Below are 26,669 nucleotides of genomic sequence, written 5' to 3'. Positions count from 1 at the left end.
GGACATGAGCTTCTTCATGCCCGCTCCGGCCGTCCGGTTCAAGCGCCGGCTGATAGCCGCAGCCGGAAGGCCGCCCTCTCGCGCCCGATCAGGGGCAGGAGGGTGGCGAGGTCGGGGCCATGCTCCTCCCCGGTCAAGGCGAGGCGGAGCGGCAGGAAAAGCGCCTTGCCCTTGCGGCCGGTGGCCTCCTTCAGCGCCCCGGTCCAGGCGGCCCAGGTAGCGCTGTCCCAGGGTTCGGGCGGCAGGGCCTCGAGCGCGGCGTGGAGGAAGGCTCCCTCCCCCTCCAGCACCGGCGGAACGATGGTGCCGCGGACGATGTCGAACCAGTGGCGGGCTTCCCGCATCAGGTCGAGGTTGCCGCGCACGGCAAGCCACCAGGTCTCGTCCGCGCCCTCGGGCAGTCGGTCGCGCACCGTATCGAAGGGCGCCTCGTGCAGCACGCGGCGGTTCAGGGCCAGCATGTGCCGGGTGTCGAAGCGCGCGGTGGCGTGGGAGACGCGGGGGATGTCGTAGGCGGGCGCCAGGTCCCGCGGCATCCCCGGCACCGGATCGGCCGAGGTGCCCAGCGCGGCAAGATAGCCGACGAGTGCCGCCGGCTCGATCCCATCCTTGCGCAGATGGCGCAGCGAGATGGAGCCTAGGCGCTTGGACAGCGCGCCACCTTCCTCGTCTGTCAGCAGCGGCAGGTGAGCGAAGGCCAGCCGCGCCGGATTGCCACCAAGGGCCTCATAGAGGTCGAGTTGGATGCCGGTGTTGGTGACATGATCCTCGCCGCGGACGATGTGGGTGATCCCCATCTCCAGGTCATCGACGACCGAGGTGAAGGTGTAGAGCGGCGAACCGTCCGCGCGGATCAGCACCGGGTCGGATATCGCGCTGAGCTTCACGTTCCGCTCGCCCAGCACGAGGTCGCGCCAGCCGACCGGGCGCATCGACAGCTTGAAGCGCCAATAGGGCTGCTTGCCGTTGGCGATGGCGCGCTCGACCTGCTCGGGCGTCATGCGCAGCGCCTCGCGGTCGTAGAGCGGCGGCTTGCCCTCCCGCCGGCGACGCTCGCGCTTGTAGGCGAGTTCCTCCTCCGTCTCGAAGCAGGGGTAGAGGCGGCCGGCGGCCTTCAGACGTTCGGCGGCAGCGGCGTAGCGGTCCAGACGGTCGGACTGCGCCACGCGCTCATCCCAGTCGAGGCCGAGCCAGCGCAGGTCCTCCTCGATCGCCGCGGCGAATTCGGGCTTCGAGCGTTCGAGGTCGGTGTCGTCCAGGCGCAGCAGGAAGGCGCCGCCATGCCGGCGCGCATGCAGCCAGTTGGCGATGGCGACGCGGGCATTGCCGACATGCAGCAACCCGGTCGGAGAAGGAGCGAAGCGGAGTTTCATGCGTTGGGATCGAGCGCCTGATAGTCGGTGTCCGCCTTGCGGGCGGCGGGATTGGCGATGCAGTGGGCGAGCCAGGCTTCCAGTTCGAAGCCGGGCGCGATGGCGTATTCGCCGAAGGCCATGAAGGCCTGCTTCAGCGCCTCGGCGTCCGCGTATTCGGGGCGGAGGTGCTCGACCTGGTCGCGGATGAAGCGGCGGGCGTATTCGGCGGCGTCTTCCGCGGTGCGGAAGCCATCGACCGTCCACTCCTCCTCGGGGTCCATGTAGTTGGCGAAGTCGCCGCACAGCACCTGGAAGGTGCTCACGGCTCGTCCTCCACCTCGTCCTCGTCGAGGCGCGGGTCGAGGATGCGCCAGTTGCGCTCCTCGGGGTCGCTGACTGGCGTGTCGGCGAAGTCCTTGAGTTCCGACCGGCTCACCCAGGCGTCGTCGCCGGCGCCAAGCACTTCCGCATCCTCGCCATAGGCGAACCAGGCGTCGAGCACGGCCTTGGCGTCCATGCTCGGCGCGCGGCAGCGCTCGACGGAATCGCGCACGTAGCGGCGGGCGAATGCATTGGCGTGCTCGATGGTCAGGAAGCCGCGGATCGTCTCGACCGGCTCCGCGCTGTTGGCGCCGGAGAGGTCCATGATCTGCACGGCGTACTCGCCGCTCGGGAAGATGTCGGCCTCGAATTCCTCGCTCATGTGACCAGCGCCGTGAAACCGTTGGTGATGGGGTAGCGGCGGTCGCGGCCGAAGGCACGGGGCGTGATCTTCACCCCCGGCGGTGCCTGCCGGCGCTTGTATTCGGCGCGATCCAGCAGCTTCCACACGCGCAGCACGATGGCGCGGTCATGGCCTTCGGCCACCAGCGCATCGACCGACTTCTCGCCTTCGACCAGCCCTTCGAGGATGGCATCGAGCACCGCATAGGGCGGCAGGCTGTCCTCGTCCTTCTGGTCGGGCCGCAGTTCCGCCGAGGGTGGCTTGGTGATGACGCGCTCAGGCATCACCAGTCCGGCCGGACCCATCGCGCCAGTGGGCACATGCGCGTTGCGCCAGCGGCAAAGGTCGAAGACGGTCGTCTTGTACACGTCCTTCAGCACCGAATAGCCGCCGGCCATGTCGCCGTAGATCGTGGCGTAGCCGGTGGACATCTCGGACTTGTTGCCCGTGGTCAGCAGCATGTCGCCGAACTTGTTGGACAGCGCCATCAGCGTCACGCCACGGATGCGGGACTGGATGTTCTCCTCGGTGATGTCCGGGGCGCGATTGCCGAAGGCGGGCGCCAGCATGCCCCTGAAGGCATCCATCGCCGGGCCGATGCCGATCGTCTCGTAGCGGATGCCGAGCAGGCGCGCGCATTCCGCCGCGTCCTCCAGGCTTTCCGCAGTGGTGTAGGGCGAAGGCATCATCACCGCGCGAACGCGGTCCGCCCCCAGCGCATCCACCGCGACGGCAGCCGAGATGGCCGAATCGATGCCACCCGACAGCCCCAGCACCACGCCCGGGAAGCCGTTCTTGCCCACATAGTCGCGCAGGCCGAGCACCATGGCACCGTAGATCTGCTCGAGCCGTGGCACCGCGGGCGCGATGGCGCCGGGTGCGCAGACCAGCCGGTCGCCGTCGCGGCGCCATTCGGTCAGGCGCACATCCTCGGCGAACATCGGCATGACATGGACGAGCGAGCGGTCGGGGTTCATCACGAAGGACGCACCCTCGAAGACCAGTTCGTCCTGCCCGCCCACCTGGTTCACGAAGACGAAGCCGAGGCCCGTCTCGACCACGCGATGCACGGCGAGATCGACGCGCGCCTGATGCTTCTCCGCCTCGAACGGCGAGCCGTTGATGGCGAGAAGGATCTCGGCGCCCGTTTCGCACAGCGTCTCGCAGACGCTGGGGAGCCACCAGTCCTCGCAGATCATCAGGCCGAGACGGAAGCCGCGGAAGGGCAATGGCCCCGGCGCCGGCCCGGCGTCGAACACCCGCTTGTCGTCGAAGACGCCGTAGTTCGGCAGTTCGTGCTTCGCCCGCCGCGCGACGATGCGCCCGCCGTCGAGCAGGAACAGCGCATTGTGCAGCAGGTCCCCGTTCCGCCACGGCCCGCCGAGCACGATGCCCGGCCCGCCATCCGCCGTCTCGGCCGCCAGGGCGGCGATCGCCTCCTCGCAGGCGGTGACGAAGGCGGGCTTCTTGACCAGGTCCTCGGGCGGGTAGCCGGCGATGGAGAATTCGGGCGTGACCACCAGGTCGGCGCCCAGGCGCGCGGCCTCGGCCCTCGCGCGGCGGATGCGGTCCGCATTGGCGGTGATCGCGCCTTCGTGTGGGTTGATCTGCGCGAGCGCGATCTTCAGCGTGTCGGCCATGATCGGCGGAACCTAGGGAGGCGCCCGGTGGGGGTCAACGCGCCCTCGCGACCCCGAGCGCCATCCCGCCCATGGCCAGCACCACCCCGGCCATCCCCGGCAGGCCGAGCGGCTCGCCGAGCAGGGGCCAGGCAGCGAGCGCCACCAGCCCGGGTACCAGGGCGCCGACAAGCGTGGTCGGCCCCGGCCCGATCCGTGCCACCGCCGTGGTGTAGAGGAAGCCCGCGGTCACGCTCGCCAACATGCCCTGATAGACCATCTGGAAAAGCGCCTCGCCCGGCGGGGCGGCGGCCATGTTCGATGGCAGGGCCAGCCACCAGACCGGCAGGAAGACAGGCGCACCGGCCAGCGCGATCAGCAGCGTCGTTCCCAGCGCCGGGAGGCGCCAGCGCCTGACCAGCAGCGTATAGCCCGCCCAGCAGAAGGAGGCGGCCGCATAGAACAGGTCCCCGATCCAGGCCCCGGGAGGGCTCGCGCGCCCGTCCGCGGCCAGCAGAAGGGCAGCGAGGACGACGGCGCCGAGGCTCGCCAGCCGGCGCCTGCCCGCCGCCTCCCGCAACAGTGCCCAGGCGAGGATGGTCGTCGCCACCGGCAGGCCCGCCGACATGATCACCGCGCCATGCGCCGCCGGGGCATGGGCGAAACCGAGATAGGCGCAGAGCGGGAAGCCGAATCCGGCCGTCGCCATCACCGCCGCGAAACGGACCGGCGGGATGCGCGGCACCCCCACCCGCCAGGCGATCGGCGCCGCGAGCAGGAAGGCGCCCGCATAGCGCAGGGCGCCGATGTCCCAGGGCGTGAAGTCCTGCCTGACGGCGACGCGGCCGACGAGTTGGAACCCCACCCAGATCGCCAGGACGCCCAGCGCGGCGGCCCAGCCTTTGCGACGATCCCGGGCCGCCGCGCCCGTGGCGCTCAACCCGGCCCGCCGTTCTTCTTCCGTGCCTTCTCGTGCCGCAGCAGGAACTCGCGGCCGAGTTTCACCCGCGGCGTGCCGTCATAATCCACGATGTCCGCCGTGGCGTAGGTCTCGCTCCAGGCGTCGGGGATGAAGGAGCCGGTGCCGACCACGTCGATCGGCGCCTTTGTCTCGGCCATGACGCGGCACTTGCCGACGCCGAAGCCGGACGAGACGATGATGCGCACCTTCGGGAAGCCGGCCTTGTCCAGTTTCTCCCGCATCTTCCAGATGGCGGCGGCGGAGACGCCGGTGCCGACAAGGTGGCGGAGTTCCGTCTCGCTGCGGTAGCGACGGATGGCGCCCGGCGAATGGCGTTCCAGCACGGCATAGGATTCCGCCGGGTCGAGCCCCTCCAGAAAGCGCCCGCCATGGGTGTCGAGCCGCATCGCGAGCCGCCCTTCCGCGGCCAGTTCCGGGAAGCGGCGCGCGACGGCAAGCCCATCCGTCACCTCCCGTCCGAAATAGTCCACCAGCACCGTCAGCGGCTCGTCCGGGTAGGTTTCGTGGAACATCTCCGCCGCGCGCACCGTGGTGCCGGCGTAGCCGATGAGGGCATGAGGCATGGTGCCATAGCCGGCCTTCTGGCCGAACCAGTGCGCCGTCATGTCGTTGGCGTTGCCGACGAAACCCTTGGCCCCTTCCTTCTGCGCCGCACGGCTGCCGACGGAGGCAGCGTAGGCCATCATCTCCTGCATCTCGGCGCCCGCGCAGTGCCGGGCCTCCATGGCCAGGAAGGCGACCTGCGGCAGTTCGACGCACATCTGGTAGGCATTGTGCGCGGCGACGCAGGCGGCGCCGAGCTTCTGCAGCAGGATGGTCTCAAGGTCCGAGAGACCGACCAGGGATCCGGTGATGTAGAGCAGCGGGTCGCCCGCGCCGACCCACTGGCCTTCCTCGTGCATCAGTTCGATGCGCACATCCACGCCGCGGGCGGCGGCGACGGCGCGCAGCCAATCCAGCATCAGCCTCGGCGCGGAGACGACCGGGCGGCGCAGGAAGATCGCATAGGTGACGCGGGTGTCGCCGAAGCGGGCGACGATCTCCTTGGTGCGGTTGAAGTAGGAATCCGTCCGTGCGGTGATGACCGCATCGTCCGTGTCCAACGGCGCCGCGGCGGGGCCTTCCCGCCGCGCAACGCCTGTCGCGAGCGCGGCGCCGAGCGTGGCGCCGCCGAGCGCGGCCGGCTCGTTCACTGCGCGGCCTGGGCCGGTGTCGCCAGGCCGGCCGCCTTGCGGGCCTTCAGCTCCTCGGCGATCAGGAAGGCCAGTTCCAGCGATTGCTCGGCATTGAGCCGCGGGTCGCAGGATGTGGCGTAGTTGGCCGAGAGATCCGTCTCGCTCAGCCGGTGCGCGCCGCCGAGGCACTCCGTCACCTCGCTGCCCGTCATCTCGACATGCACGCCGCCGGCGATGGTGCCCTCGGCCTCGTGCACGTCGAAGAAGCCGCGCACTTCGCCCATAATGGCGTCGAAGGCACGGGTCTTGTAGCCGGCGACGGTGGTGGTGTTGCCGTGCATCGGGTCGCACAGCCACACCACGTTGCGCCCGGCCTTCTGCACCGCGCGCACCAGCGGGGCGAGCCTCGTCTCCACCTTCTCCGCGCCCATGCGGGAGATGAGCGTCAGCCGCCCCTTCTCGTTCGCGGGGTTCAGGATCTCGGTCAGGCGCACGAGCTCGTCCGCGTCCATGGACGGGCCGACCTTCATGCCGATCGGATTCTTCACGCCGCGAAGGAATTCCACATGCGCGCCCTCCGGCTGCCGCGTGCGGTCGCCGATCCAGAGGAAATGCGCGGAGCACGCATAGGCGTCGCCCGTGGTGGAATCGACGCGGGTCAGCGCCTGCTCATAGGGCAGCAGCAGGCTTTCATGGCTGGTGTAGAAATCCGTCTCGCGCACCTGCGGCAGGTCCGACATGCCGCAGGCCTGCATGAAGCTCAGCGTCTGGTCGATGCGCTGCGCGAGGTCCGCATAGCGGTCCGCGAGCGGGCTGCGCGCGACGAAACCGAGGTTCCAGCGGTGCACATGGTGCAGGTCGGCGTAGCCGCCGGTCGCGAAGGCGCGCAGCAGGTTCATCGTGCCGGCCGACTGCATGTAGGCGAATTCCATGCGCGCCGGGTCGGGGATGCGGACCTCGGGCGTGAAGTCCGGGCCGTTGATGATGTCCCCGCGGTAGGAGGGCAGGGTCACGCCGTCCTTGGTCTCGGTATCGCTCGAGCGCGGCTTGGCGAACTGCCCGGCCATGCGGCCCAGCTTCACCACCGGCACCGAGCCGCCGAAGGTCAGCACCACGGCCATCTGCAGCAGCACCCGGAAGGTGTCGCGGATGATGTTGGCGGTGAAGTCGGAGAAGCTCTCGGCGCAATCCCCGCCCTGCAGGACGAAGGCCTCGCCGTCGCCGGCGCGGGCCAGCGCGGCCTTCAGCCGGCGCGCCTCGCCCGCAAAGACCAGCGGCGGAAATCGCGCGATCTTCCCTTCCATCGCGGCGAGCGCCGCCGGATCGGGGTATTCCGGCACCTGCCGGATCGGCATCGCCCGCCAGCTTTCCGGGCTCCAGCCTCGCGCGGTCATCGTTTGGCACTCTCCTCCAACTAAGGCCCTGGACCATAGACGCCCTGGCGGGGCTGGGGGAAGCGCCGCCGCCGTGCGAGGCTGTCGGGGCCGCCATGTGCGGCATGCCGATGCGAGGAAGGAATGGTGATGGACCGCGGCGACGCGATCGGGCTGCTCATGCAGGGCGCCGTCCAGGCCGGGCAGGTGCCGGGTGTCGTGGTCGCCGCCGGCGGGCGGGAGGAAGCCGGGTTCGCGGCCGGCTACGGCGTGCGGCGGCTGGGCGCGCCCGAGACGATGGGGCCGGACACGGTGGTCTGGATCGCCTCCATGACCAAGGCGATCGTCGCGACCGCGGCCATGCGGCTGGTCGAGGCCGGCCGGCTGCGGCTGGACGCGCCCGCGGGGGACGTCGTGCCGCCCCTGGCCGGCGTGCAGGTGCTGACCGGCTTCGACGCGGCCGGGCAGCCGCTGCTGCGCGCACCGAAGCGGGCCGTGACCCTGCGTCACCTCCTCACCCACACCTCCGGCTTCGCCTACGACATGTGGAGCCCGGAGATCGTCCGCTTCCGCAAGGCGACCGGCACCCCCGGCATCACCACCTGCCGCAATGCCGCGCTGAACCTGCCGTTGCTCTTCGACCCCGGCGAGGGCTGGACCTACGGCATCGGCATCGACTGGGTCGGCAAGATGGTGGAAGCCGCGACGGGGCAGCGCCTCGGCGCCCATCTGGAGCAAAGCCTCTTCGGCCCGCTCGGCATGGCCGATACCGCCTTCCGCCTGCGCGACGACATGCGGGCGCGGCTCGCCTCGGTGCATGCGCGCGCCGCCGACGGCAGCCTGGCGCCGATCGAGTTCGAGGTCCCGCAGGACCCGGAATTCGAGATGGGCGGCGGTGGGCTCTATTCGACCGCGAGGGACTACCTGGCCTTCGCCCGCATGATCCTGAACGGCGGGCGGCACGGGAAGGAACGCTTCCTGAAGCCCGAGACGGTCGCCGAGATGGCGCGGGACCAGATCGGGCCGCTCTCCGTCACGCCGCTGGCCTCCGCCGTGCCGGCGGCGACCAATGACGTGGATTTCTTCCCCGGCCTGCCCTGCGGCTGGGGGCTGTCCTTCCTGGTGAACCGGAAGCCGACGCCGCAGGGGCGCTCGGCCGGCGGGCTGGCCTGGGCGGGGCTGGCCAACACCTATTACTGGATCGACCACGGCCGCGGGACGGCGGGCGTGTTCCTCACCCAGATCATGCCCTTCTTCGACGCGAAGGCCGTGGACCTGTTCCGCGGGTTCGAGGCGCGGGTGAACGGGGTGGCGTGACGCGCCCCGTCCTCACAGCTTCGACACGATGATGACGAACATGATCATGAAGAGGACGATCACCCACACCGTGCCGCTCTGCATGGGCGCCGCCTGACGCCGGACCGGCCGCCGTTACTCGGCGGCCTCCTGCACCCCGGCCACGCGCGTGCGGGTGCGCAGCGTGACGAATTCCTCCGCCGCGGTCGGGTGGATCCCGATGGTGCGGTCGAAGTCCTGCTTGGTCGCGCCCATCGCCACGGCAATGCCGATGCCCTGCATGATCTCGGCCGAATCCTCGCCCAGCATGTGGGCGCCGAGCACTTTCTGCGTCCGCTGGCAGACCACCAGCTTCATCAGCGTCTTGCGCCCGTCCCGCTTGCTGATGGTGTGGCGCATCGGCGTGAAGCGGGTGACGTAGACATCGACCGGGCCGCGCGCGGCGGCCTCGGCCTCCGTCAGGCCGACGGTGCCGATCGGCGGCGTCATGAAGACCGCGGTCGGCACGTTCTCGTAGGACGCCTCGCGCGGGTTGTTGCCGAACAGCGTGTCCGCCAGCGCATGGCCGACCGCGGTCGCCATGGGCGTGAGGTTCACCCGGTCGAGCACATCCCCGATCGCATAGATGTGCGGGACCGAGGTGCGGTGCTCCGCATCCACCTTGATGGCGCCGCCCGCATTCGCCGCGATCCCGGCCCGGTCGAGCCCCAGCCCCGCCGTGTTCGGCACGCGGCCGGTGCAGAAGAACACGGCGTCGGCCTCCGTAGTGGAGCCGTTCGAGAGCGTGACCATCCCTCCCTCGCCGACCTGCGCGATGCGCGTCGGCGTCACGTCCGGATTGAGGCGGATGCCCTGCGCCGCCAGCGCCTCGGCGGCCGCGGCGCGGATGTCCTCGTCGAAGCCGCGCAGCGGCAGGGGCGCGCGGTAGAGCAGGTCCACCTCCGCCCCCAGCCCACGCAGGATGGAGGCGAATTCCACCGCGATGTAGCCGCCGCCGATCACGACCGAGCGCTTCGGCAGGGCCTTGAGTGTGAAGAGGTCATCGGACACCAGGCCGAGTTCCGCGCCCGGGATGGGCAGCCGCGCCGGCGTGCCCCCCACGGCGATGACGATGCGCTCCGCCGTCACGCGCTTGCCGCCGACATCGAGCGTATGCGCATCGACGAAGGTCGCGCGCGCTTCGAAGGTCGTGACGCCCGCGCCGGCCAACAGCCGGTCGTAGATGCCGGAAAGGCGCGCCACCTCGCCGTCCCGCGCGGCGGCGAGCTTCGCCCAGTCATGGCCGGCGGTCGCGATCTCCCAGCCGAAGGCCGCGGCATCCGTCGCCCAGGCGCCGTATTCTGCCGCATTGACCATGATCTTCTTGGGCACGCAGCCGACATTGACGCAGGTGCCGCCCCAGAAGCGCTCCTCCGCCACCGCGACCCGCGCGCCGTGACCCGCGGCGATGCGGCCGCAGCGCACGCCCGCCGAACCGCCGCCGATGACGAAGAGGTCGAAGTCGTACTGCATCGGTGTACCCCCGGGGAACGGCCCCGCGCATCACGCGCTGGAGTTAGTGGGAAACGGCGAAGGCGGCAACGCAACGCCAACGCCCGGCCGGGCATCGGTTCACCGCGTCGCTTCCATGACAAGCGCCCGGCTCGGCGCCTCGAACGGGCCGTCACCGAACTGCGCGGCAATCTCCGCCGCCGCGGCATCGGTCGCGATCGACAGCGCGTCCGGGCCGAATGCCTCGATCTCGGCACGCATCGGCGTCCCCTGGCAGAGCGCGATGGCGGCGCTGCGCGCTGAGGCGGCGCGGCCGATCCCGGTCACCGTCTCGACCCGGACCGCCTCCCAGCCCGCCGCGCGCAGGTCGCGCCGGATGACCTCGGGGTCGAAGTGGCCGTGCGGGGTCCGCTCCAGGAACCAGGCGTCCGCTCGGCGGAAGCGGCGCGACAGGGCGTCGAGCGCGAGACGCGCCACCGGTGCGTGCGCAACGCTGTCCCAGATGCTGAAGAGGAAGCGTCCGGCGGGCCGCAGCACCCGCCGCGCCTCGCGATAGGCGGCGACGCGGTCAGGAAAGAACATCGCACCGAACTGGCAGACGACGGCGTCGAAGGAGGCGTCGGCATAGGGCAGCCCCTGGGCGTCGGCCTGGCGGAAGCTGACCCGCTCCATGCCGGGCTTCGCCATCGCATGGTCGAGCATCGGCTGGTTGAGGTCCGTCGCCGTGATCGTCACCGCCTGCGGCAGTGCCGCCGCCAGGGCCGCGGTGACGATCCCGGTGCCGGCCGCCGTCTCCAGCAGGGCGCCGGCGCGGAGATCGGACAGGCGCCTGGCGACATCCCGCGCGAAGGGCTCGAAGAACAGCGGCCCCATGTACCGGTCGTAGTTGGCCGGCACCGAACCCGCGAAGACGGCGTCAGGAGTTGCCAAGGGTCCGTCCTTCCGTTGCGCGGTGCACGCCTGAAATCATTGCGTCAGTCGTCGGCCGCCGCCGATGACGAAGCGGTCAAGATCATGGGCGGCCCTGCGCTCGATGCCCCACGCTGTCAGGCGGGCGATATGGGGTGCCGCGGGCCGGCTTCCAACGTGGTTATTTGCGACTCGCTCTCATTCGCAGTATCGCGGGCCCATGTTCCGTCGCCCGCGCCCCTCCGCCCCGCCCCGCCGCCGCGTCTCCTTCGACGAGTTTCGTGGGGCCGGCCCGGATGCCCTGGCCGCGATCTTCGCCGCCCCGCCGGAGGAAGCCGCCCCGTGGGTCGAGGCGGCGGCCAAGTACGGAATTGCGCGCGCGATGGTGTTCTGGGGACAGATCCTGCTCGACGGGCTTGGGGGCGTGCCGCAGGACCGCAAGGCGGCGGCGGAGTGGTTCCGGGCAGCGGCGGAAGCCGGCGAGGCCGAGGGAATGAACATGCTCGGCCGCTGTTACGAACTCGGCTGGGGCGTGCCCGCGGATGCCGGCAGGGCGGCCGAATGGTTCCGCAAGGCGGCCGAGGCCGCGCTGGACTGGGGGCAGTACAATCTCGGCAACCTGTATTTCCGCGGCGCCGGCGTGGAACTGGATCGGGCGGAGGCGCTGCGCTGGTATCGCCTGGCCGCCGCGCAGGGGCATGCAAAGTCGCTCAACATGGTCGCGCGCTTCCTCGAGGAAGGCTGGGAAGGCCCCGCCAACCCGCGGGCGGCGTCGCGCCTCTACGCCCTGTCCGCCGAGGGCGGCGATTTTCGCGGCCAGTTCAATCTGGCGGCATTGCTGGCGGCCGATGGCCGGATCGAGGATGCCACGCACTGGTTCCGCCAGGCCGCGCGCGGCGCGCATGTGGCCTTCCGGCGTGGAATGGTCGAACGCCTGTCGTCACGGCCCGAACCGGAACTGCGTGCCATCGCGGCCGAGATCGCCTCCGCCCTCCCGGTCTGAGGCGTCAGCCTGCCGCAGGGCGGTGTGCCGTGGCTGGCGGTCGTAGCGGCGGGCGAAGGCGATGATCCGCTCCTCGGTGACCGTCACCGGGCCGACGTTGAAGCGCCGGCCCGGGGGGCAGTTTTCGAGGAAGTGCGCGGCCCTTACGCCCCGATGCCGCCGAGGGCCAGGTACTTCACCTCGAGGTATTCCTCGATGCCCATGTGGCTGCCCTCGCGGCCGAGGCCGGACTGCTTGAAGCCACCGAAGGGCACCTCGGCGGTCGAGATGATGCCCTCGTTGATGCCGACGATGCCGTATTCGAGGCCCTCGGCCACGCGGAAGATCCGGCCGACGTCACGGGCATAGAAATAGGCCGCGAGGCCGAACTCGGTGTCGTTCGCCAGCCTGATCGCCTCCTCTTCCGTCTTGAAGCGGAAGAGCGGCGCGACCGGGCCGAAGGTCTCCTCGCCGAAGATCTTCGCCGCGCGCGGCACGTTGGCGAGCACGGTCGGCTCGAAGAAGTTGCCGCCGCGGGCGTGTCGCTTTCCGCCCGTCACGACCGTCGCGCCCTTCGCGAGCGCGTCGGCGATGTGCTCCTCCACCTTCGTCACCGCATCGGCGTTGATCAGCGGGCCCTGGGTCACGCCCGGCTCCATGCCCGGCCCCACCTTCAGCCCTTCCACCGCCGCCTTCAGCTTGGCGGCGAATGCGTCATACACGCCGTCCTGCACCAGGATGCGGTTGGCGCAGACGCAGGTCTGCCCGGTGTTGCGATACTTCGACGCCATGGCGCCCAGCACCGCCTGGTCCAGATCCGCATCGTCGAACACGATGAAGGGCGCATTGCCGCCGAGTTCCATCGAGGTCTTCTTGATGGTCGCGGCGCATTGCGCGAGCAGCACGCGGCCGACTTCCGTGGACCCCGTGAAGGACAGCTTGCGGATGATCGGGTTGGCGGTGAGTTCCTTGCCCGTCTCGCCCGACGGCCCGGTGATGACGTTGCACACGCCGGTCGGCATGCCTGCGCGTTCGGCGAGCACGGCGATCGCCAGCGCGGAGAACGGCGTCTGGGACGCCGGGCGGATCACGCCCGTGCAGCCCGCGGCCCAGCCCGGGCCGGCCTTGCGGGTGATCATCGCGCTCGGGAAGTTCCACGGCGTGATCGCCGCGAAGACGCCGATCGGCTCCTTCGTCACGATGATGCGGCGGCCCTTGGCGTTCTGCGGGATGGTTTCGCCGTAGACACGGCGGCCTTCGTCGGCGAACCACTCGATGAAGGAGGCGGAATAGACCACCTCGCCCTTGGCCTCCGCGAGCGGCTTGCCCTGCTCGGCCGTCATGATCGCGGCGAGGTCGTCCGCGTTCTCGTGCATCAGCGCGGCGAGCCTGTGCAGGACGACGGCGCGGTCCTTGGCAAGCATCGCGCGCCAAGCGGGCCAGGCGGCGTTGGCGGCCTCGATGGCGCGGCGCGTCTCGGCCTGGCCCATCGCGGGCACGTTGCCGATCACTTCGCCGGTCGCCGGGTTGCGCACGGCGATGGTCTTGCCGCTCTCGGCTTGCACCCACTGGCCGGCGATGTAATTGGCCTGGCGGAACAGGTCCGGGTCCTTCAGCGGAATTTTCGCGGTGACGTCGAGCATGGCGGCCTCTCCTCCTGGGTGCCGGGGAACATAGGCCTCGCCCCGCCCCGTGTCAGCGGGGCGCCCTTGCGCAAGGCGGCAACCCCGGCATGATCCGCGCGAACTCCAGAAGGAAGCGACATATGGCCGCGCGCGACGCGACTCACGATCCCGCGCTCAGGAGCTGGTTCGCCTCGGCGAACGAAGTCACGACGGATTTCCCGATCCAGAACCTGCCCATCGGCATCTTCGACCGGCCGGGCGAAGCGCCGCGCGGCGGCATCGCCATCGGCGAGGCGGTTCTCGACCTGCGGGCCGCGAAGGACGCGCGGCTGATCGCCGGCGATGCGGCGGAAGCGGCGATCGGGCCCACACTGAACCGACTGATGGCAATGGGCCGGCCCGCCTCGGCGGCGCTGCGGCGCCAGGTCTCGGCGATGCTCGCCGCCGGCGCCTCGGCCGCCTCGCACGCCGAGAGCATCCTGGTGCCGATGGACAGGGCCCGCATGCGGCTGCCGGCGAAGGTGGCGAACTTCTCGGACTTCATGGCCAGCTACGATCACTGCGCGCGGCTCGGCGTGCGGCGGGACCCGAAGAACCCGCTGCCGCAGGCCTTCCGGCAATTGCCGGTCGCCTATCACTCGCGCGCATCCTCGGTGCGCGTGAGCGGCGAGCCGGTCGCGCGCCCGAACGGCCAATGGCAGGCGCAGGACGGCGCCATGCGCTTCGGCCCGACCGAGGCGCTGGACTACGAACTGGAACTCGCGATCTGGATCGCCGGCGAGAATGCCCTCGGCACGCCTGTGCCGATGTCCCGCGCGCCTGACCGCATCTTCGGCTACGGCCTGCTGAACGACTGGTCCGCGCGCGACGTGCAGCGTTGGGAGATGCCGCCCCTTGGCCCCTTCCTGGCCAAGAGCCTGTCCACCAGCGTCTCCCCATGGATCGTGACGGCCGAGGCCCTGGCGCCCTTCGAGGTCGCAGCGCCGGTGCAGGACCCGCCCGCTCTGCCCTATCTCGACAGTGCCTGGAACCGCAGCAACGGCGCGCTCGCCATCCGCATGACGGCGGCGATCCTCACGCCGCGCATGCGCGCGGAAGGCGCCGCGCCCTTCGTGCTCACGGAGGCACAGTTCGCACGGATGTACTGGACGGCGGCGGCGATGGTGACGCACCACGCCTCGAACGGCTGCAACCTGCTGCCGGGCGACCTGCTCGGCAGCGGCACCGTCTCAGGCCCCGAGGACACGGCCCGCGCCTGCCTCGCCGAGATCGGCCTGACCGGCCCGGTCACCCTGCCAACCGGCGAGACGCGCCGCTGGCTGCAGGATGGCGACGAGATCGTCTTCCGCGCCCGCGCCGAGGCCCCCGGTGCCGTGCCCATCGGCTTCGGCGAATGCCGCGCCGTCATCGCCCCCGCCCCCGGCTGGCCGCAGGAGTAGCCCGGAATGCCCCGCCGGATCGTCGACATCTCCTCCCCCCTGAAGGCCGGGATCGCGAGCGACCCGCCGCACATGCTGCCGGAGATCGATTATGTCGATCACCACATGAGCGCGCCTGCCATGGCGAAGGAATTCGGCATCGGCGTGGACCAGCTGCCGGAAGGCGAATACGCGGCCGTCGAGCGCGTGCGAATCAGCACGCACAACGGCACACACCTCGATGCGCCCTACCACTTCTTCTCCCGCATGAACGAGCGCACGGTGCCGGGCGGCGAACCCGCCTGGCGGATCGACGAGGTGCCGCTCGACTGGTGCTTCCAGCCCGGCGTGAAACTCGACTTCCGCCACCTGCCGGATGGCTACGTCGCGACGCCGGAGGACGTGCAGAAGGAACTCGCGCGCATCGGGCACACGCTGAAGCCGCTCGAGATCGTGGTGGTGAACACGCGCGCGGGCAGCCGCTACGGCCAGGACGACTACATCCACACCGGCTGCGGCGTCGGCAAGGCGGCCACACTTTGGCTGCTCGAGCAGGGCGTGCGCGTCACCGGCACGGATGGCTGGTCCTGGGACGCGCCCTTCTCGCACACGAAGAAGAAGGTCGCCGAGACCGGCGATGTCGGCCTGATCTGGGAAGGCCACCGCGCCGGGCGCGAGATCGGCTATTGCCACATGGAAAAGCTGAACAACCTCGAGGCGCTGCCCGCGATCGGCTTCATGATCGCCTGCTTCCCCGTCAAGGTTCACCGGGGGTCTGCGGGCTGGACGCGGGCGGTCGCGATCTTCGAGGAGTAGCGCGAGAGCAGATCCCGATCAGGTGGCATCACCGGATCGGGTGAAGATGCTCGCGAGAACACGAGCGCAGAGCGGTTGCCGTGCGCCGATGCGAACGGCAACCGCTCCGGCGGTGCCCGTCAGTTCGGCGTGGCGCCGGAAGCACGCACGACCGGCGCCCACTTTTCCGTCTCGCTGCGGATGAAGGCCGCGCATTCCGCAGGGGTGGACGGCGTCGCCTCGATGCCGCGCTCCGCGAGGGCCTGCACGACCTGGGCCTCGGCCAGAGCCGCCGTCACGGCGCGGTTCAGCACCTCGACCACGGGCGCGGGCACGCCGCGCGGGGCCATGAGCGTGGACCAGTCAGCCATGTCGAACCCGGCGAGGCCCGGCGTCTCGGCGATGCTCGGCACGTCGGGCGCCAAGCGGCTCCGCGCCGCGGTGGTCACGCCGAGCAACCGGACGCGCCCTGCCTCGGCATGCGGCCGCACGCCCGAATAGGGCGTGAAGGCCATGTCGACCTTCCCGGTGATGAAGTCCGAGATCAGCGCGCCGCCGCCACGATACGGCACATGGGTGTTCTGCAGGCGGGCCATGGCGTTGAGCTGTTCACCGGCCAGGTGACCCGCGCCGCCGACGCCGGAAGTGCCGAAGGTCAGGGCGTCGGCGCGCGACGCAGTGACCACCTCGGCCACGCTCCGCCAGGGCCGATCGGCAGGCACCGCCAGCACGTTGAGGATCATCGCAACGCGGCTGATGGCCGTGAGGTCTGTCTGCGGGTCGTAGGGCAGGCTGCCGTAGAGCGTCGGATTCACCGCAAGGCCGCCGATCGTCCCGAGCAGCAGCGTGTGCCCGTCGGCCGGCGAGCGGACCACCGCCTCGGTCGCGATGTTGCTCCCGGCCCCGGGGCGGTTCTCGATGACCACCGACTGCCCGAGCGCCGCCTGCATGCGCGGCGCGAGCAGCCGCGCCGCGACGTCGGTCGTGCCGCCCGGCGCAAAGCCGACCAGAAGGCGGATGGGGCGGTTCGGGAAAGCCGGCTGGGCACGCAGAGCCGGCGCGGCAAGCAGCGCGGGCGTCAGGGCGATCAGATGGCGACGGTTCAACATAGGTTTTCCTCACGAGTCAGTACGGTGTCACGAACCCAGCCCGCCACGGCGCAGGCATGGGCATCGCGCCCCGCAAATCCGGCTAGCTGCACGCCGAGCGGCAGATCCTGGTCCACCAGTAGCGGCAGGGCGAAGGCCGGCCCGCCCACCATGGTCCAGGGCAAGGCATAGTTGCGGGAGCCGGTAAAGGAATGGTCGCTGATCGCAGGCCCGCTCGATCAGAGCAGCAGAAAGCCATCGGCGCGCGAGGCGAAACACGCGACCGCCGCGCGCAGCCTTTCGCGCGCAGCCAGCGCGGCGGCATAGCGTGCCGCGTCCATCTCCGCGGCGCGTGCGAGCAGGTCGTGGATGCGCGCCCCGACCATGGCCGCGCCCTGCGCGCGATAGGCGGCGAGCGGCCAGCGCGATTCCCAGGCCAGCAGGTCCGTCGCCCAGTCGCCGATATCGGCGAGCAGTGCTTCCAGCGCAGCGACCTCGGCATCGTTGTCGGCGTCGAGGATGCGCACGCCGGCGACCGAGATGCGGGAGACCGCCTCCTCGAAAGCCGTGCGCGAGGTATCCGGCGTCTCCATCCAGCCGAGCGTCCCGAGGCGCACGAGCACGCGCGGCGCCGCCGGCGATGGCGCTTCCTCCGGCCCCGCCAGGCCGGGATGCGGCGGCGTGCCGCCCGCGCGCCGCGCGATCGCCATGGCGCCGGCCCAGACATCCTCGAGGCTCGCGCCGATGATGCCGAGATGATCCAGCGTCGGCGCGAGCTGCGCGAGCCCACCCACATGCAGCGCGCCGAAGCTCGGCTTCAGCGCATAGGTCCCGCAATAGCCCGCCGGCCTGATGGTCGACGCATGGGTCTGGGTTCCGAGGCCGAGGCTCGCCATCCCGGCGCCGACCGCCGCCGCCGAGCCGCTGGACGATCCACCCGGCGTCCGGCTGGTGTCGTACGGGTTCCGTGTCGGTCCGGAATTGCCGCAGGCGAATTCCGTCGTCACGGTCTTGCCGAGCACGACGGCGCCCGCATCACGCAGCGCCAGCACCGAAGCGGCGTCGCGCCGCGCGTGCCAGCCTGCATAGATCGGGTTGTTCATCTGCGTCGGCAGATCGGCGGTCTCGATCATGTCCTTGACCACCACGGGCATTCCATCGACCGGCGAGAGCGGCTGCCCCGCCCGCCAGCGCGCGCTCGCCGCATCGGCGGCGCGGCGCGCGGCATCGAGGTCGTACGCGACGAAGGCCGCAATGGCGGGCTCCTGCTCGATCAGCGTCGCGATGCGGGATTCGAGGAATTCGCGCGGCGAGGAACTGCCGGCTGAAAAGCCGGCGCGTGCCGCCGAGAAGGACCGCAGCAGCGGCCGCGTGGGATCGTAAGCAATACGGTGCCGCGGCGCGTCTTCGCGCAGCGGCACGACAGGCAGGAAGGTCACGCGTCTCTCCGGCAGGCGCAGTTCGCGCTGAGCCTCCCGGAGCGATGCTGCGCTGTCAATCCACGCTATTCGACCGTCACGCTCTTCGCCAGGTTGCGCGGCTGGTCGACGTCGGTGCCCTTCAGCACCGCGACGTGGTACGCGAGCAGTTGCACGGGAATGGCGTGCAGGATGGGCGCCGAGAAGGCACCGACCCGCGGCAGCACCACCACGCGCTCGGCGAAGGATTTCAGCCGCTCCGCACCGAGGTCGTCGGTGAAGGCCATGATGCGCCCGCCGCGCGCCGCGGCTTCCTGCAGGTTCGACGCCGACTTCTCGAACATCGGGCCCGAGGGGCAGAGCGAGATCACCGGCACCGCGGAATCGATCAGCGCGATCGGGCCGTGCTTCATCTCGCCGGCGGCATAGCCCTCCGCGTGGATGTAGCTGATCTCCTTGAGCTTCAGCGCGCCTTCCATCGCGATCGGGAACAACGTGCCGCGGCCGAGGAACAGCACGTCCCGCGCCTTGGCCACCTCCGCCGCCATGGCGCGGATCTCCGCGTCACGCTCCAGCACCGACGCCGCATGGGCCGGCACTTCGAGCAGGGATGCGGTCAGTTCCGCCTCCTGCTCCGCGGACAGCGTCCCGCGCGCCCGCCCGAACCCGATGGCGAGGCAGGCCAGCACCGCGAGCTGCGCGGTGAAGGCCTTGGTGGATGCAACGCCGATCTCCGGCCCCGCCACCGTCAGCACGGCGCCATCGGCCTCGCGCGCCATGCTGCTCTCGGGCACGTTCACCACGGCGAGCACCTTCTGGCGATGCTCCTGCAGCAGGCGCAGGGCGGCCATGGTATCCGCCGTCTCGCCGGACTGGCTGACCAGCAGCGCGGCGCCGCCCTCGGGCAGCGGCGGCTCGCGATAGCGGAACTCGCTCGCCACGTCGGCATCGACCGGGATGCGCGCGAGCTGCTCGATCCAGTAGCGGCCCACCAGGCCCGCCAGGAAGGCGCTGCCACAGGCGGTAATGGTCATCCGCGGCACCTTGGCCGGGTCGAAGGGCAGCGGCGGCAGCGTCACGCTCCGCGTCATGGGGTCGAGGTACTGCGTCAGCGTATCGCCCAGCACCACCGGGTGCTCGTGCAGTTCCTTCTCCATGTAGTGGCGATAGTTCCCCTTCCCCGTCGCGGCGCCGGAGACGGAGGTCAGGCGGATCTCGCGTTCGACCGGCCGGTCCTCGACGTCGAAGAAGCGCGCGCCGGCATCGTCCACCACCGCCCAGTCGCCTTCCTCGAGATAGGCGATGCGGCGCGTCAACGGCGCCAGGGCGAGCGCATCGGAACCTACGAACATCTCCCCTTCCCCGTAACCCACCGCAAGCGGCGCGCCCTGCCGGGCGCAGATCAGCGTGCGCGGATGGCCGGTGAAGATCATCGCGAGCGCATAGGCGCCGTGCGCGCGCTTCAGCGCGGCGGCAGCGGCCTGCTCGGGCGCCATGCCCTCGGCGAGGTTCTGGTCCACCAGGCGGGCGAAGGTCTCGGTGTCGGTCTCCGTCTCGAAGACCTGGCCCTTCGCTTCCAGTTCCGCACGCAGGTCGGCGTGGTTCTCGATGATGCCGTTATGCACCACGGAGACGCGCGGCGTGCCGTGCGGGTGGGCGTTGCGCTCGGTCGGCGCGCCATGCGTCGCCCAGCGCGTGTGGCCGATGCCGGTCGTGCCGGGCAGCGGTTGCGCCTCCAGCACGGTGGCGAGGTTCGACAGCTTCCCCTCCGCCCGCCGCCGGTCGATGTGGCCATTCACCAGCGTGGCGATGCCCGCGCTGTCGTAGCCGCGGTATTCGAGGCGACGCAGCGCCTCGAGGATGCGCGGCGCGGCCGCCTCGCGCCCGACCACTCCCACGATTCCGCACATGCCACTACTTCCCCTTCTTGCCCTTGAAGCCGCGGCCCTCGAAGACCGTCTGCCGGCCGCGCGCGATCGCCAGCGCATCGTCCGGCACGTTCGCCGTGATCACGCTGCCGGCGCCCACCAGCGCCCGCGCGCCGACCTTCACCGGCGCCACCAGCGCGGTATCGCTGCCGATGAAGGCGCCCGCGCCGATCTCGGTGCGGTGCTTGTGCACGCCGTCATAGTTGCAGGTGATGGTGCCGGCGCCGATGTTCGCGCCCGCGCCGATGCTGGCATCGCCGAGATAGGCGAGGTGGTTGGCCTTCGCCCCTTCCCCCAGCGTCACCGCCTTGAGTTCGACGAAGTTGCCGACATGGGCCCGCGGCTCGACCACGGTGCCCGGACGCAGCCGCGCATAGGGGCCGATGATGGCCTCGCGCTTCACGGTGCAGCCTTCGAGGTGGCTGAAGGCGCGGATGGTCGCGCTCTCCTCCACCGTCACGCCGGGGCCGAACACGACATGCGGTTCCAGCACCACGTCGGCGCCGAGCCGGGTGTCGAAGGAGAGGAAGACCGTCTCCGGCGCCTGCATGGTGGTGCCGCCGGCCATGGCGGCCGCGCGCAAGGCCGCCTGCACTTCCGCCTCCGCGGTGGCGAGCTCGGCCTTGCTGTTGATGCCGCGCAGCTCCGCCTCGGGCGCCTCCACGAAGGCCACGCGCCTGCCCTCAGCCCGCGCCAGCGCGACCACGTCGGTCAGGTAGTACTCGCCCTTCGCATTGTCGTTCCGCACGGCGGCGAGCCAGCGGAACAGGTCCGCCGAGGGCGCGCAGACCACGCCCGCGTTGCACAGGCCGACGGCACGCTCCGCCTCGTTCGCGTCGGCCCATTCCACCACCCGCTCCACCCCGCCATCGGGCGCGGTGATGACGCGGCCGTAGTGGCCCGGATCGGCGGGGCGCATGGCAAGCAGCACCAGGTCGGCCTGCGCGCGGGCGGCCAGCAGCCGGCCGAGCGTCGCCTCCGACACCAACGGGTTGTCGCCGTAGAGCACCGCCACGTCGCCCGGATGCCCGCCGAGCAGTGAGCCCGCCTGCAGCGCCGCATGCCCGGTCCCGAGGCGCTCCCGCTGCACCGCGATGTCGTGCGGCGCGACGGCGGCCTCCAGTTCCGGCATGTCGGGCCCGACGACCACCGCGATGCGGCCGAAGCGCGCCTCGGCGGCCGCGAGCAGGTGACGGATCATCGGCCGGCCGGCGAGCGGATGCATGACCTTGGGGCGCGGGGACCGCATGCGGGTGCCGAGGCCGGCGGCGAGAATGATGGCGGCTGGGTTCATGCGCCTCCGGTAACGCGCCTGGCCGCGCCGCGTCCAGCGCGCCGGTTGTCAACATGCTTTGCGGCATGTGTCGCCGCGTGGCCGGCGTGCGAATCCGGCTCGGGCGGCGGGCTGGGACCGCCGCGGCACCGCCCTTCCGCGGTCGCGCGGCCCGTGACCACCCAGGAACGGCGCCCCGGCTTCCCTTGGACGCAGCTGAGCCTTGCCCGCGCGGCCCGCCCGTCCTACCCGGGAGGGCATGAGCAGGATTGCGGTTTTCGACCTCGACGGCACGCTGGTGGACAGCGCGCCGGACATCCACGCCGCGCTGAACCGGGCACTCGTCGCCCGCGACCTCGCCCCCTACGCGTTGCAGGAGGTGAAGGCGATGATCGGCGACGGAACGAAGGTGCTCGTGGAACGGGCACTCACCGGCCGCGGCCGGGACTTCGATGCCGACTGCCACGACGAGTTCGTCGCCGACGAGGACATCCGCTCGGCCAGGCTGACGGTCGCCTTCCCCGGCATCGCCGAGGCCCTCGCCGCCATCGAAGCGGACGGATGGCGCCTCGCCGTCTGCACCAACAAGCCGGAGGCGGCGGCCCGCGGGCTGCTCGCCTCGCTCGGCCTGGACGGGCGCTTCGCGGCGATCGGCGGGGGAGACAGCTTCCCCGTCCGCAAGCCCGACCCGCAGCACCTGCTGGCGACGCTGGCCGCGGCGGGCGGCGAAGCCGGGAAGGCCGTGATGATCGGCGACCACCGCAACGACATCCAGGCGGCCGCCGGCTGCGGCGTGCCCTGCATTTTCGTCGCCTGGGGCTATGGTCCGCAGGAGATGGCCGCCGGGCGGCCGGTCGCCTCCCACCCCGCGGACCTGCCGGGCCTGGTCGCCACGCTACGGGGCTGACGGCCCGACCCGCACAAGGTCCATCCGGAAGGCGCCGAGGATCGTCGACGGGAATTCGACCCGCAGCGGCAGCGGCGGCCGCCCGGTACCGAGCACGGCAAGCCAGGCCTCGGCCCGCCGCGGCTGGCCGGCTCGCGCGGGGTCGTCGCTCCGCCGGAAGCCGGCCACCAGGCGGCTCTCCAGCGCGCAGCGCAGCGCCTCGCCGGTGAAGCCCCGCACCGGCGGTGCCCCGATCCCGATGGTGCGCGACGACCATTCGAGTCGCCGCCGCCCGTCATAGACCGCGCCCGTCAGGTCGCAGCGCCCGGTTGCCGCGGCATCGCGGGACAGCCGCAACAGCGCCGACAGCACGTCGATGGTGCCCTCGGCCTCCTCCGGGCGCACGGGAATGCGGTCCGGCCCCTCCGGCGGCTCCAAAGCCGCCAGGCGCGGCGTGCGGCCAAGATATTCGAGCACGGTCCGACGAAGGCTGCCGCGCCATTCGCCTTCCGTCCGGTAGCGGAGGGGCAGCACCTCGCGCCCGACGAGGCCGCCCTCAGCCTCCGTCGCCTGTTCCCGCGGCAGGAAAAGCCGGCCGATCCCGCGCGAGCGCGCGACGCTCGAGAGCCGGTAGCGGTCGGCCGAGAGGTCGATGACGACGCTGACATCCATGACCGGGATCCCGGACTGGCTGAGCGCATACTCCGCCTGCACCGGATTCGCGCATGCGGGCCCCGCCGGCAAGGCGAGTGAGGCCAGGACGGCGAGGAGGGCACGCCGCGTCATTCAAGGGAAATAGTGATGGCGGGGTGGGCCCGGCAAGGGCATGGCTTGACACCCCTGCCCGCCCCCCACTATGTCCGCGCTCCCCGGTAGGGCGCGTAGCTCAGCGGGAGAGCATTCGCTTCACACGCGAAGGGTCACAGGTTCAATCCCTGTCGCGCCCACCACCGGGGCTCTCCCCCTTTCTCCGAAAATCAGGTCACGCATTGCGGCACTGCGCGCATGCGAAGACGCCGCCACCCGAAGGCGGCGGCGTCCGTCAGGCGTCAGCGCGAGGGCTGCGCGGGCGCGCCCGGCTGGGCAGGCGTGCCGGGCTGGGCCGGTGCGGGCGCAGCCATCGGCGGGCCGCGACGGCCTTCCGGCCCGCGGCGGCGCACCTCGTCACGGGTCAGCGCGCCGTCGGAATTGCGGTCGAGGGCACGGAAGGCAGCCTCGGCCATCGGGCGAAGCTCGTCGAAGGTCACCCGCCCGTCGCCATTGGCATCGACGAAGCGGAACATCGCCCCGCCGCGCTCCTGCATCATCCCTTCGCGCGCACCCTCGGGCGGTCCGCGGCGGCCGGCAGGACGCTGCGCCTCGAAGTAGGCGCGGACCTCCTCGATGGTGACGGCGCCGTCGCGGTTGGCGTCCATCTCGTTGAAGCGGACCTGGACCCAAGCGATGCCCTCCTCCCGCGTGACGCGGCCGTCATTGTTGGCGTCGGCCCGGGCGAAGGCCTCCCCGGCGGCAAAGCCCCCGCCCCCGCGGCGGCCGTGGTGGTGGTAGCCGTGGCCGCCATCGCCGCGCATCATGCCGGGGCCCATCGGGGCAGAGCCGCCAGGGCCGCCCGGGGCGGGCTGCGCCAACGCGAGGCCCATGCCCCCTGCCGCCATCGCCACCGCCAGAACCGCGATCGTCGTCTTGCGCATCCTCTGAGTCCTTTCGTCAGGCGGCCCTTCGCCGCTGAGGGCAAACATGCGCGCCTTCTGTAACGCGCACGTTGCCCCCGGACGGCGAAGGGGTGAGGAAGCGTAACCCGAATGTGGTCAGGGCGTCCCTGTCTCGCCCAGGTCCCACCACATTCCGGCGAAGGCGAGGATGCCTTCCCGCGCCGGCGCGATCAGCAGGTGCTCGTCCGGCCCGTGCTGCTTGCAGCCGTTGTAGGAGTGCGGGACCCAGACCAGCGGCACATGCAGGTGGTCCACGAAGACGTCGCCCGGCAGGCCGCCGGAAGAGTTCGGAATGATCTGCACCTTCTTGCCGAGCGACTTCCCCATGCTCGCCTGCGCCCATCGGACCCAGGGGTGGTCCGGATCGGTGCGGGAGGCCGGCATGCGAAGCCCCGCATTCTCCACCGCGACCTCGCTGAAGCCGTTGGCGTCCAGGTGGTCGCGGATGGCCTTGGCGAAGGTCGCGGGGTCGCTGTCCACCGTGTAGCGGATCTGGCAATGGGCGCGGGCATCCGGCGCCACCGCGTTGACCGGGTTCTCGGGCCGGCCGGAGATCATCGCCAGCACGATCAGGCTGTTCCAGCCGTAGATCTTCTCGGCGGAGGTCAGGCCGGGCTCGCCCCAGCCCTCGTCGATGGTCGCCGCGCCGTCGCCGCCGCCGACCGGGCAGCCGTCCAGCACCGCGCGGACGGAATTCGACAGGTTCGGCGGCAGGATGCCGCGCACCAGCACCTTGCCGTTGCGGTCCATCATGGTGGTGAGCGCATGCGCGAGCAGGATCGCCGGGTCGCGCGTCAGCCCGCCCCAGTGGCCGGAATGCACCCCGCCCGGGCGCAACTTCAGCACCAGGTCGAAGTGGAAGGTGCCGCGCGTGCCGGTGGCGATGGTCGGGATGCCGGGCTCGACGCGGGGGCCGTCGGAGGCGATCAGCACGTCCGCGGCGAGATCCTTCGCATGCGCCGCGACGAATTCGCGCAGGCCGCGCGAACCGCGCTCCTCGGCCATTTCCAGCACGATCTTCACGTTGAAGCCGAGCTTGCCGTCGCGCTCCTTCAGCACGGCTTCGAGCGCGGCGATGTTGAGCGCGTGCTGACCCTTGTTGTCGGCGGTGCCGCGGCCGTACCAGCGGTCCCCTTCCTCGATCAGCTTCCAGGGCTCCAGGCCCTCACGCCACTGGTCCTCGAGCCCGCGCACCGTGTCGCCATGCCCGTAGAGCAGCACGGTCGGCCGCGACGGATCCTCGATGCGGATGCCGGTGAGGATCGGGCCGAAGCCCTCCACCGGGTTCGGGTTGAGGGCGACGGTGAAGCCGAGGCGCTCCAGCCAGGGCTGGATGGCGCCGTGCAGGTAGTCCTGCAGGTCCTCCTCGCGCCCTTCCTCCTGCGCGGTGGAGGGGATGGCGACGAGGTCCGACAGCAGCGACTTGAAGCCGCCATCATCGAAAAAGGACACGGCGCGGGCGAGCGCGCCTTCGCGGGTGGCCATGGTCCGGGCCTCCTCAGACGATCTGGTTCACGAGGGCGGTCTCGCCGCGCTGCAGGCGGGCGATGTTCTCCAGCATGAAGTCGAGGACGTTGTCCTCGTACATGTGCGTCTCGCCGCCGGTATGCGGGGTGATGAGCACATGCGGCATGTCCCAGAGCGGGCTGTCGCCGGGCAGCGGCTCCTCCGCCGTCACGTCGAGGGCCGCGCCCTTGATCTTCTGCGCGGCCAGCGCGGCGACCAGCGCCGGCTCGTCCACCACGCGCCCACGGGCGACGTTGATGATCTGCGCCGTCGGCTTCAGCAGGCCGATGGCCTCCGCGTCGATGAGGCCGCGCGTCTCGTCGGTCAGCGGGCAGGCAAGGATGAGGAAGTCGGCGCGCGGCAGCAGGCCCTTGAGGTCGCGGAAGGAATGCACCTCGTCCGCGCCCTCGGCGCCGCCGGCGACATCGCGCCGCACGCCCACCACCTTCATGCCGAGCGCCTTGCACAGCCGCGCGATGCGCCCGCCGATGCGGCCGAGGCCCACGACCACCGCGGTCTTGCCGCCGGCCTCGTCCTCGCGCTTGCTGAAGTCGCCCATCATGCCGCGCCAGATGTGCCTGGCCTGGTTGTCGCGCGCCTCGGGGATGCGGCGCAGCAGGGCGAGCATCAGCGCGATGGCGTGCTCGGACACCGCATTGGCATTGATGCCCTGGCCGCTGGCGAGCCGGATGCCGGCCTTCTTCAGCACCTCGCGGTCATACTGGTCGGTGCCGGCCGAGGCGGACTGCACGAAGCGCAGCTTCGGCGCGATCTGCGGCAGGTCGTTGCGCCACATGCCCGAGCAGACCAGCACATCGGCCTGGCCCACCGCGGCGTCCAGCGCCGCACGGTCGCGCGCCTCGATGAATTTCATGCCCGTGTTCCGCAGCGCGAAGCGGTCTCCGAAACGGTAGGCGACATGGGCGAAGCAGATGGTCAGCGTTTCGCGCGGCGGCAGCATGGGCGGCACTCTCCCCGGGGTGTCCAGATGGGTCGCGACCCTGGCCGCGCGGCGGCGCGGGCGCAAGGGGCTGGGCGGTGCCGGGAGGGTTCCGCCCCTGGACGGCGCGGATCAGCGCGTGCGGACGGCCGCCGCCGGCGCCGCGGCGGAACC

At 71.1% G+C, this 26,669-nt stretch carries 23 protein-coding genes and 1 tRNA gene; 6 read left to right on the top strand and 18 right to left on the bottom strand.

The window, feature by feature from the left end; genetic code table 11:
• Window positions 1-38 precede the first annotated feature (38 nt).
• The 7 genes from gltX to GXW76_RS12065 all read right to left on the bottom strand — a co-directional run bounded on the left by gltX (window position 39) and on the right by GXW76_RS12065 (window position 7,249).
• Complete coding sequence (gene gltX, locus GXW76_RS12095; RefSeq protein ID WP_211862278.1) at window positions 39-1,373, bottom strand: glutamate--tRNA ligase; 1,335 nt, start codon at window positions 1,371-1,373, stop codon at window positions 39-41.
• The gene (locus GXW76_RS12090; RefSeq protein WP_211862277.1) at window positions 1,370-1,678 is read right to left on the bottom strand and encodes a hypothetical protein; all 309 of its coding nucleotides are present in this window, start codon (window positions 1,676-1,678) and stop codon (window positions 1,370-1,372) included. Before GXW76_RS12090 ends, gltX begins: the two co-directional genes overlap by 4 nt.
• Window positions 1,675-2,058 carry a hypothetical protein gene (locus GXW76_RS12085; RefSeq protein ID WP_211862276.1) on the bottom strand — a complete coding sequence of 128 codons (384 nt, stop codon included), beginning with the start codon at window positions 2,056-2,058 and terminating at the stop codon, window positions 1,675-1,677. Before GXW76_RS12085 ends, GXW76_RS12090 begins: the two co-directional genes overlap by 4 nt.
• A complete protein-coding gene (locus GXW76_RS12080; RefSeq protein WP_211862275.1) occupies window positions 2,055-3,719 on the bottom strand; it encodes an NAD+ synthase in 1,665 nt (554 codons plus the stop codon). Before GXW76_RS12080 ends, GXW76_RS12085 begins: the two co-directional genes overlap by 4 nt.
• A 34-nt stretch (window positions 3,720-3,753) precedes the next feature.
• A complete protein-coding gene (locus GXW76_RS12075) occupies window positions 3,754-4,638 on the bottom strand; it encodes a DMT family transporter (protein ID WP_211862274.1) in 885 nt (294 codons plus the stop codon).
• On the bottom strand, window positions 4,635-5,783 hold the full coding sequence (locus GXW76_RS12070; protein ID WP_211862301.1) for a beta/alpha barrel domain-containing protein: 1,149 nt from the start codon (window positions 5,781-5,783) through the stop codon (window positions 4,635-4,637). The genes GXW76_RS12075 and GXW76_RS12070 overlap by 4 nt, the downstream gene beginning before the upstream one ends.
• 86 nt (window positions 5,784-5,869) lie before the next feature.
• Complete coding sequence (locus GXW76_RS12065) at window positions 5,870-7,249, bottom strand: class II 3-deoxy-7-phosphoheptulonate synthase (protein WP_211862273.1); 1,380 nt, start codon at window positions 7,247-7,249, stop codon at window positions 5,870-5,872.
• 129 nt (window positions 7,250-7,378) lie between these two features.
• On the opposite strand from GXW76_RS12065, the gene GXW76_RS12060 reads away from it, so the two are divergent.
• Window positions 7,379-8,545, top strand: a complete 1,167-nt coding sequence (locus GXW76_RS12060; protein ID WP_246514157.1) for a serine hydrolase domain-containing protein — start codon at window positions 7,379-7,381, stop codon at window positions 8,543-8,545.
• Window positions 8,546-8,659: 114 nt separating this feature from the next.
• Here GXW76_RS12060 and gorA read toward each other — a convergent pair whose 3' ends face one another.
• On the bottom strand, window positions 8,660-10,036 hold the full coding sequence (gene gorA / locus GXW76_RS12055; protein ID WP_211862271.1) for a glutathione-disulfide reductase: 1,377 nt from the start codon (window positions 10,034-10,036) through the stop codon (window positions 8,660-8,662).
• 99 nt (window positions 10,037-10,135) lie between these two features.
• Window positions 10,136-10,945: a class I SAM-dependent methyltransferase gene (locus GXW76_RS12050; protein WP_246514155.1), complete on the bottom strand. Its 810-nt coding sequence runs from the start codon at window positions 10,943-10,945 to the stop codon at window positions 10,136-10,138.
• A 199-nt stretch (window positions 10,946-11,144) separates the two neighbouring features.
• On the opposite strand from GXW76_RS12050, the gene GXW76_RS12045 reads away from it, so the two are divergent.
• Window positions 11,145-11,927, top strand: a complete 783-nt coding sequence (locus tag GXW76_RS12045; protein WP_211862270.1) for a tetratricopeptide repeat protein — start codon at window positions 11,145-11,147, stop codon at window positions 11,925-11,927.
• A gap of 143 nt (window positions 11,928-12,070) precedes the next feature.
• Here the strand turns inward: GXW76_RS12045 and GXW76_RS12040 are convergent, their stop codons facing one another.
• Window positions 12,071-13,549 carry an NAD-dependent succinate-semialdehyde dehydrogenase gene (locus GXW76_RS12040; RefSeq protein WP_211862269.1) on the bottom strand — a complete coding sequence of 493 codons (1,479 nt, stop codon included), beginning with the start codon at window positions 13,547-13,549 and terminating at the stop codon, window positions 12,071-12,073.
• A 122-nt stretch (window positions 13,550-13,671) separates the two neighbouring features.
• On the opposite strand from GXW76_RS12040, the gene fahA reads away from it, so the two are divergent.
• Entirely contained in the window at window positions 13,672-14,970 is a 1,299-nt protein-coding gene (gene fahA / locus GXW76_RS12035; RefSeq protein ID WP_211862268.1) for a fumarylacetoacetase, read from the top strand.
• A gap of 6 nt (window positions 14,971-14,976) precedes the next feature.
• Window positions 14,977-15,765: a cyclase family protein gene (locus GXW76_RS12030; protein WP_211862267.1), complete on the top strand. Its 789-nt coding sequence runs from the start codon at window positions 14,977-14,979 to the stop codon at window positions 15,763-15,765.
• Window positions 15,766-15,884: 119 nt separating this feature from the next.
• On the opposite strand, the gene GXW76_RS12025 is transcribed toward GXW76_RS12030, so the two are convergent.
• The 4 genes from GXW76_RS12025 to glmU form a co-directional block, all read right to left on the bottom strand.
• Complete coding sequence (locus GXW76_RS12025; protein WP_211862266.1) at window positions 15,885-16,853, bottom strand: Bug family tripartite tricarboxylate transporter substrate binding protein; 969 nt, start codon at window positions 16,851-16,853, stop codon at window positions 15,885-15,887.
• Window positions 16,854-17,071: 218 nt separating this feature from the next.
• The gene (locus tag GXW76_RS12020; protein ID WP_211862265.1) at window positions 17,072-18,271 is read right to left on the bottom strand and encodes an amidase family protein; all 1,200 of its coding nucleotides are present in this window, start codon (window positions 18,269-18,271) and stop codon (window positions 17,072-17,074) included.
• Window positions 18,272-18,336: 65 nt separating this feature from the next.
• Window positions 18,337-20,160, bottom strand: a complete 1,824-nt coding sequence (gene glmS, locus GXW76_RS12015; RefSeq protein ID WP_211862264.1) for a glutamine--fructose-6-phosphate transaminase (isomerizing) — start codon at window positions 20,158-20,160, stop codon at window positions 18,337-18,339.
• 4 nt (window positions 20,161-20,164) lie between these two features.
• Window positions 20,165-21,472, bottom strand: a complete 1,308-nt coding sequence (gene glmU, locus GXW76_RS12010; protein WP_211862263.1) for a bifunctional UDP-N-acetylglucosamine diphosphorylase/glucosamine-1-phosphate N-acetyltransferase GlmU — start codon at window positions 21,470-21,472, stop codon at window positions 20,165-20,167.
• 238 nt (window positions 21,473-21,710) lie between these two features.
• Between glmU and gph the strand changes: the two genes are divergently transcribed.
• Complete coding sequence (gene gph, locus GXW76_RS12005) at window positions 21,711-22,358, top strand: phosphoglycolate phosphatase (protein ID WP_211862262.1); 648 nt, start codon at window positions 21,711-21,713, stop codon at window positions 22,356-22,358.
• On the opposite strand, the gene GXW76_RS12000 is transcribed toward gph, so the two are convergent.
• Window positions 22,347-23,123 (bottom strand): DUF3108 domain-containing protein, encoded by a 777-nt coding sequence (locus GXW76_RS12000; RefSeq protein WP_211862261.1) that lies wholly within the window; start codon window positions 23,121-23,123, stop codon window positions 22,347-22,349. The genes gph and GXW76_RS12000 overlap by 12 nt on opposite strands.
• Before the next feature lie 89 nt (window positions 23,124-23,212).
• On the opposite strand from GXW76_RS12000, the gene GXW76_RS11995 reads away from it, so the two are divergent.
• Window positions 23,213-23,287 (top strand) — tRNA-Val (locus GXW76_RS11995).
• A gap of 99 nt (window positions 23,288-23,386) precedes the next feature.
• Here the strand turns inward: GXW76_RS11995 and GXW76_RS11990 are convergent.
• The 3 genes from GXW76_RS11990 to GXW76_RS11980 form a co-directional block, all read right to left on the bottom strand.
• Window positions 23,387-24,028 carry an EF-hand domain-containing protein gene (locus GXW76_RS11990; protein ID WP_211862260.1) on the bottom strand — a complete coding sequence of 214 codons (642 nt, stop codon included), beginning with the start codon at window positions 24,026-24,028 and terminating at the stop codon, window positions 23,387-23,389.
• Between the two features lie 117 nt (window positions 24,029-24,145).
• Window positions 24,146-25,534, bottom strand: coding sequence for a M20 family metallopeptidase (locus GXW76_RS11985; RefSeq protein WP_211862259.1), 1,389 nt, complete (start codon window positions 25,532-25,534; stop codon window positions 24,146-24,148).
• Window positions 25,535-25,547: 13 nt separating this feature from the next.
• Entirely contained in the window at window positions 25,548-26,516 is a 969-nt protein-coding gene (locus GXW76_RS11980) for a D-2-hydroxyacid dehydrogenase (RefSeq protein ID WP_211862258.1), read from the bottom strand.
• Window positions 26,517-26,669: the final 153 nt, after the last annotated feature.

This window comes from Neoroseomonas soli (genome assembly GCF_018129065.1).
Classification (GTDB): domain Bacteria; phylum Pseudomonadota; class Alphaproteobacteria; order Acetobacterales; family Acetobacteraceae; genus Neoroseomonas; species Neoroseomonas soli.
This window is presented reverse-complemented; position numbering and strand designations above follow the sequence as displayed.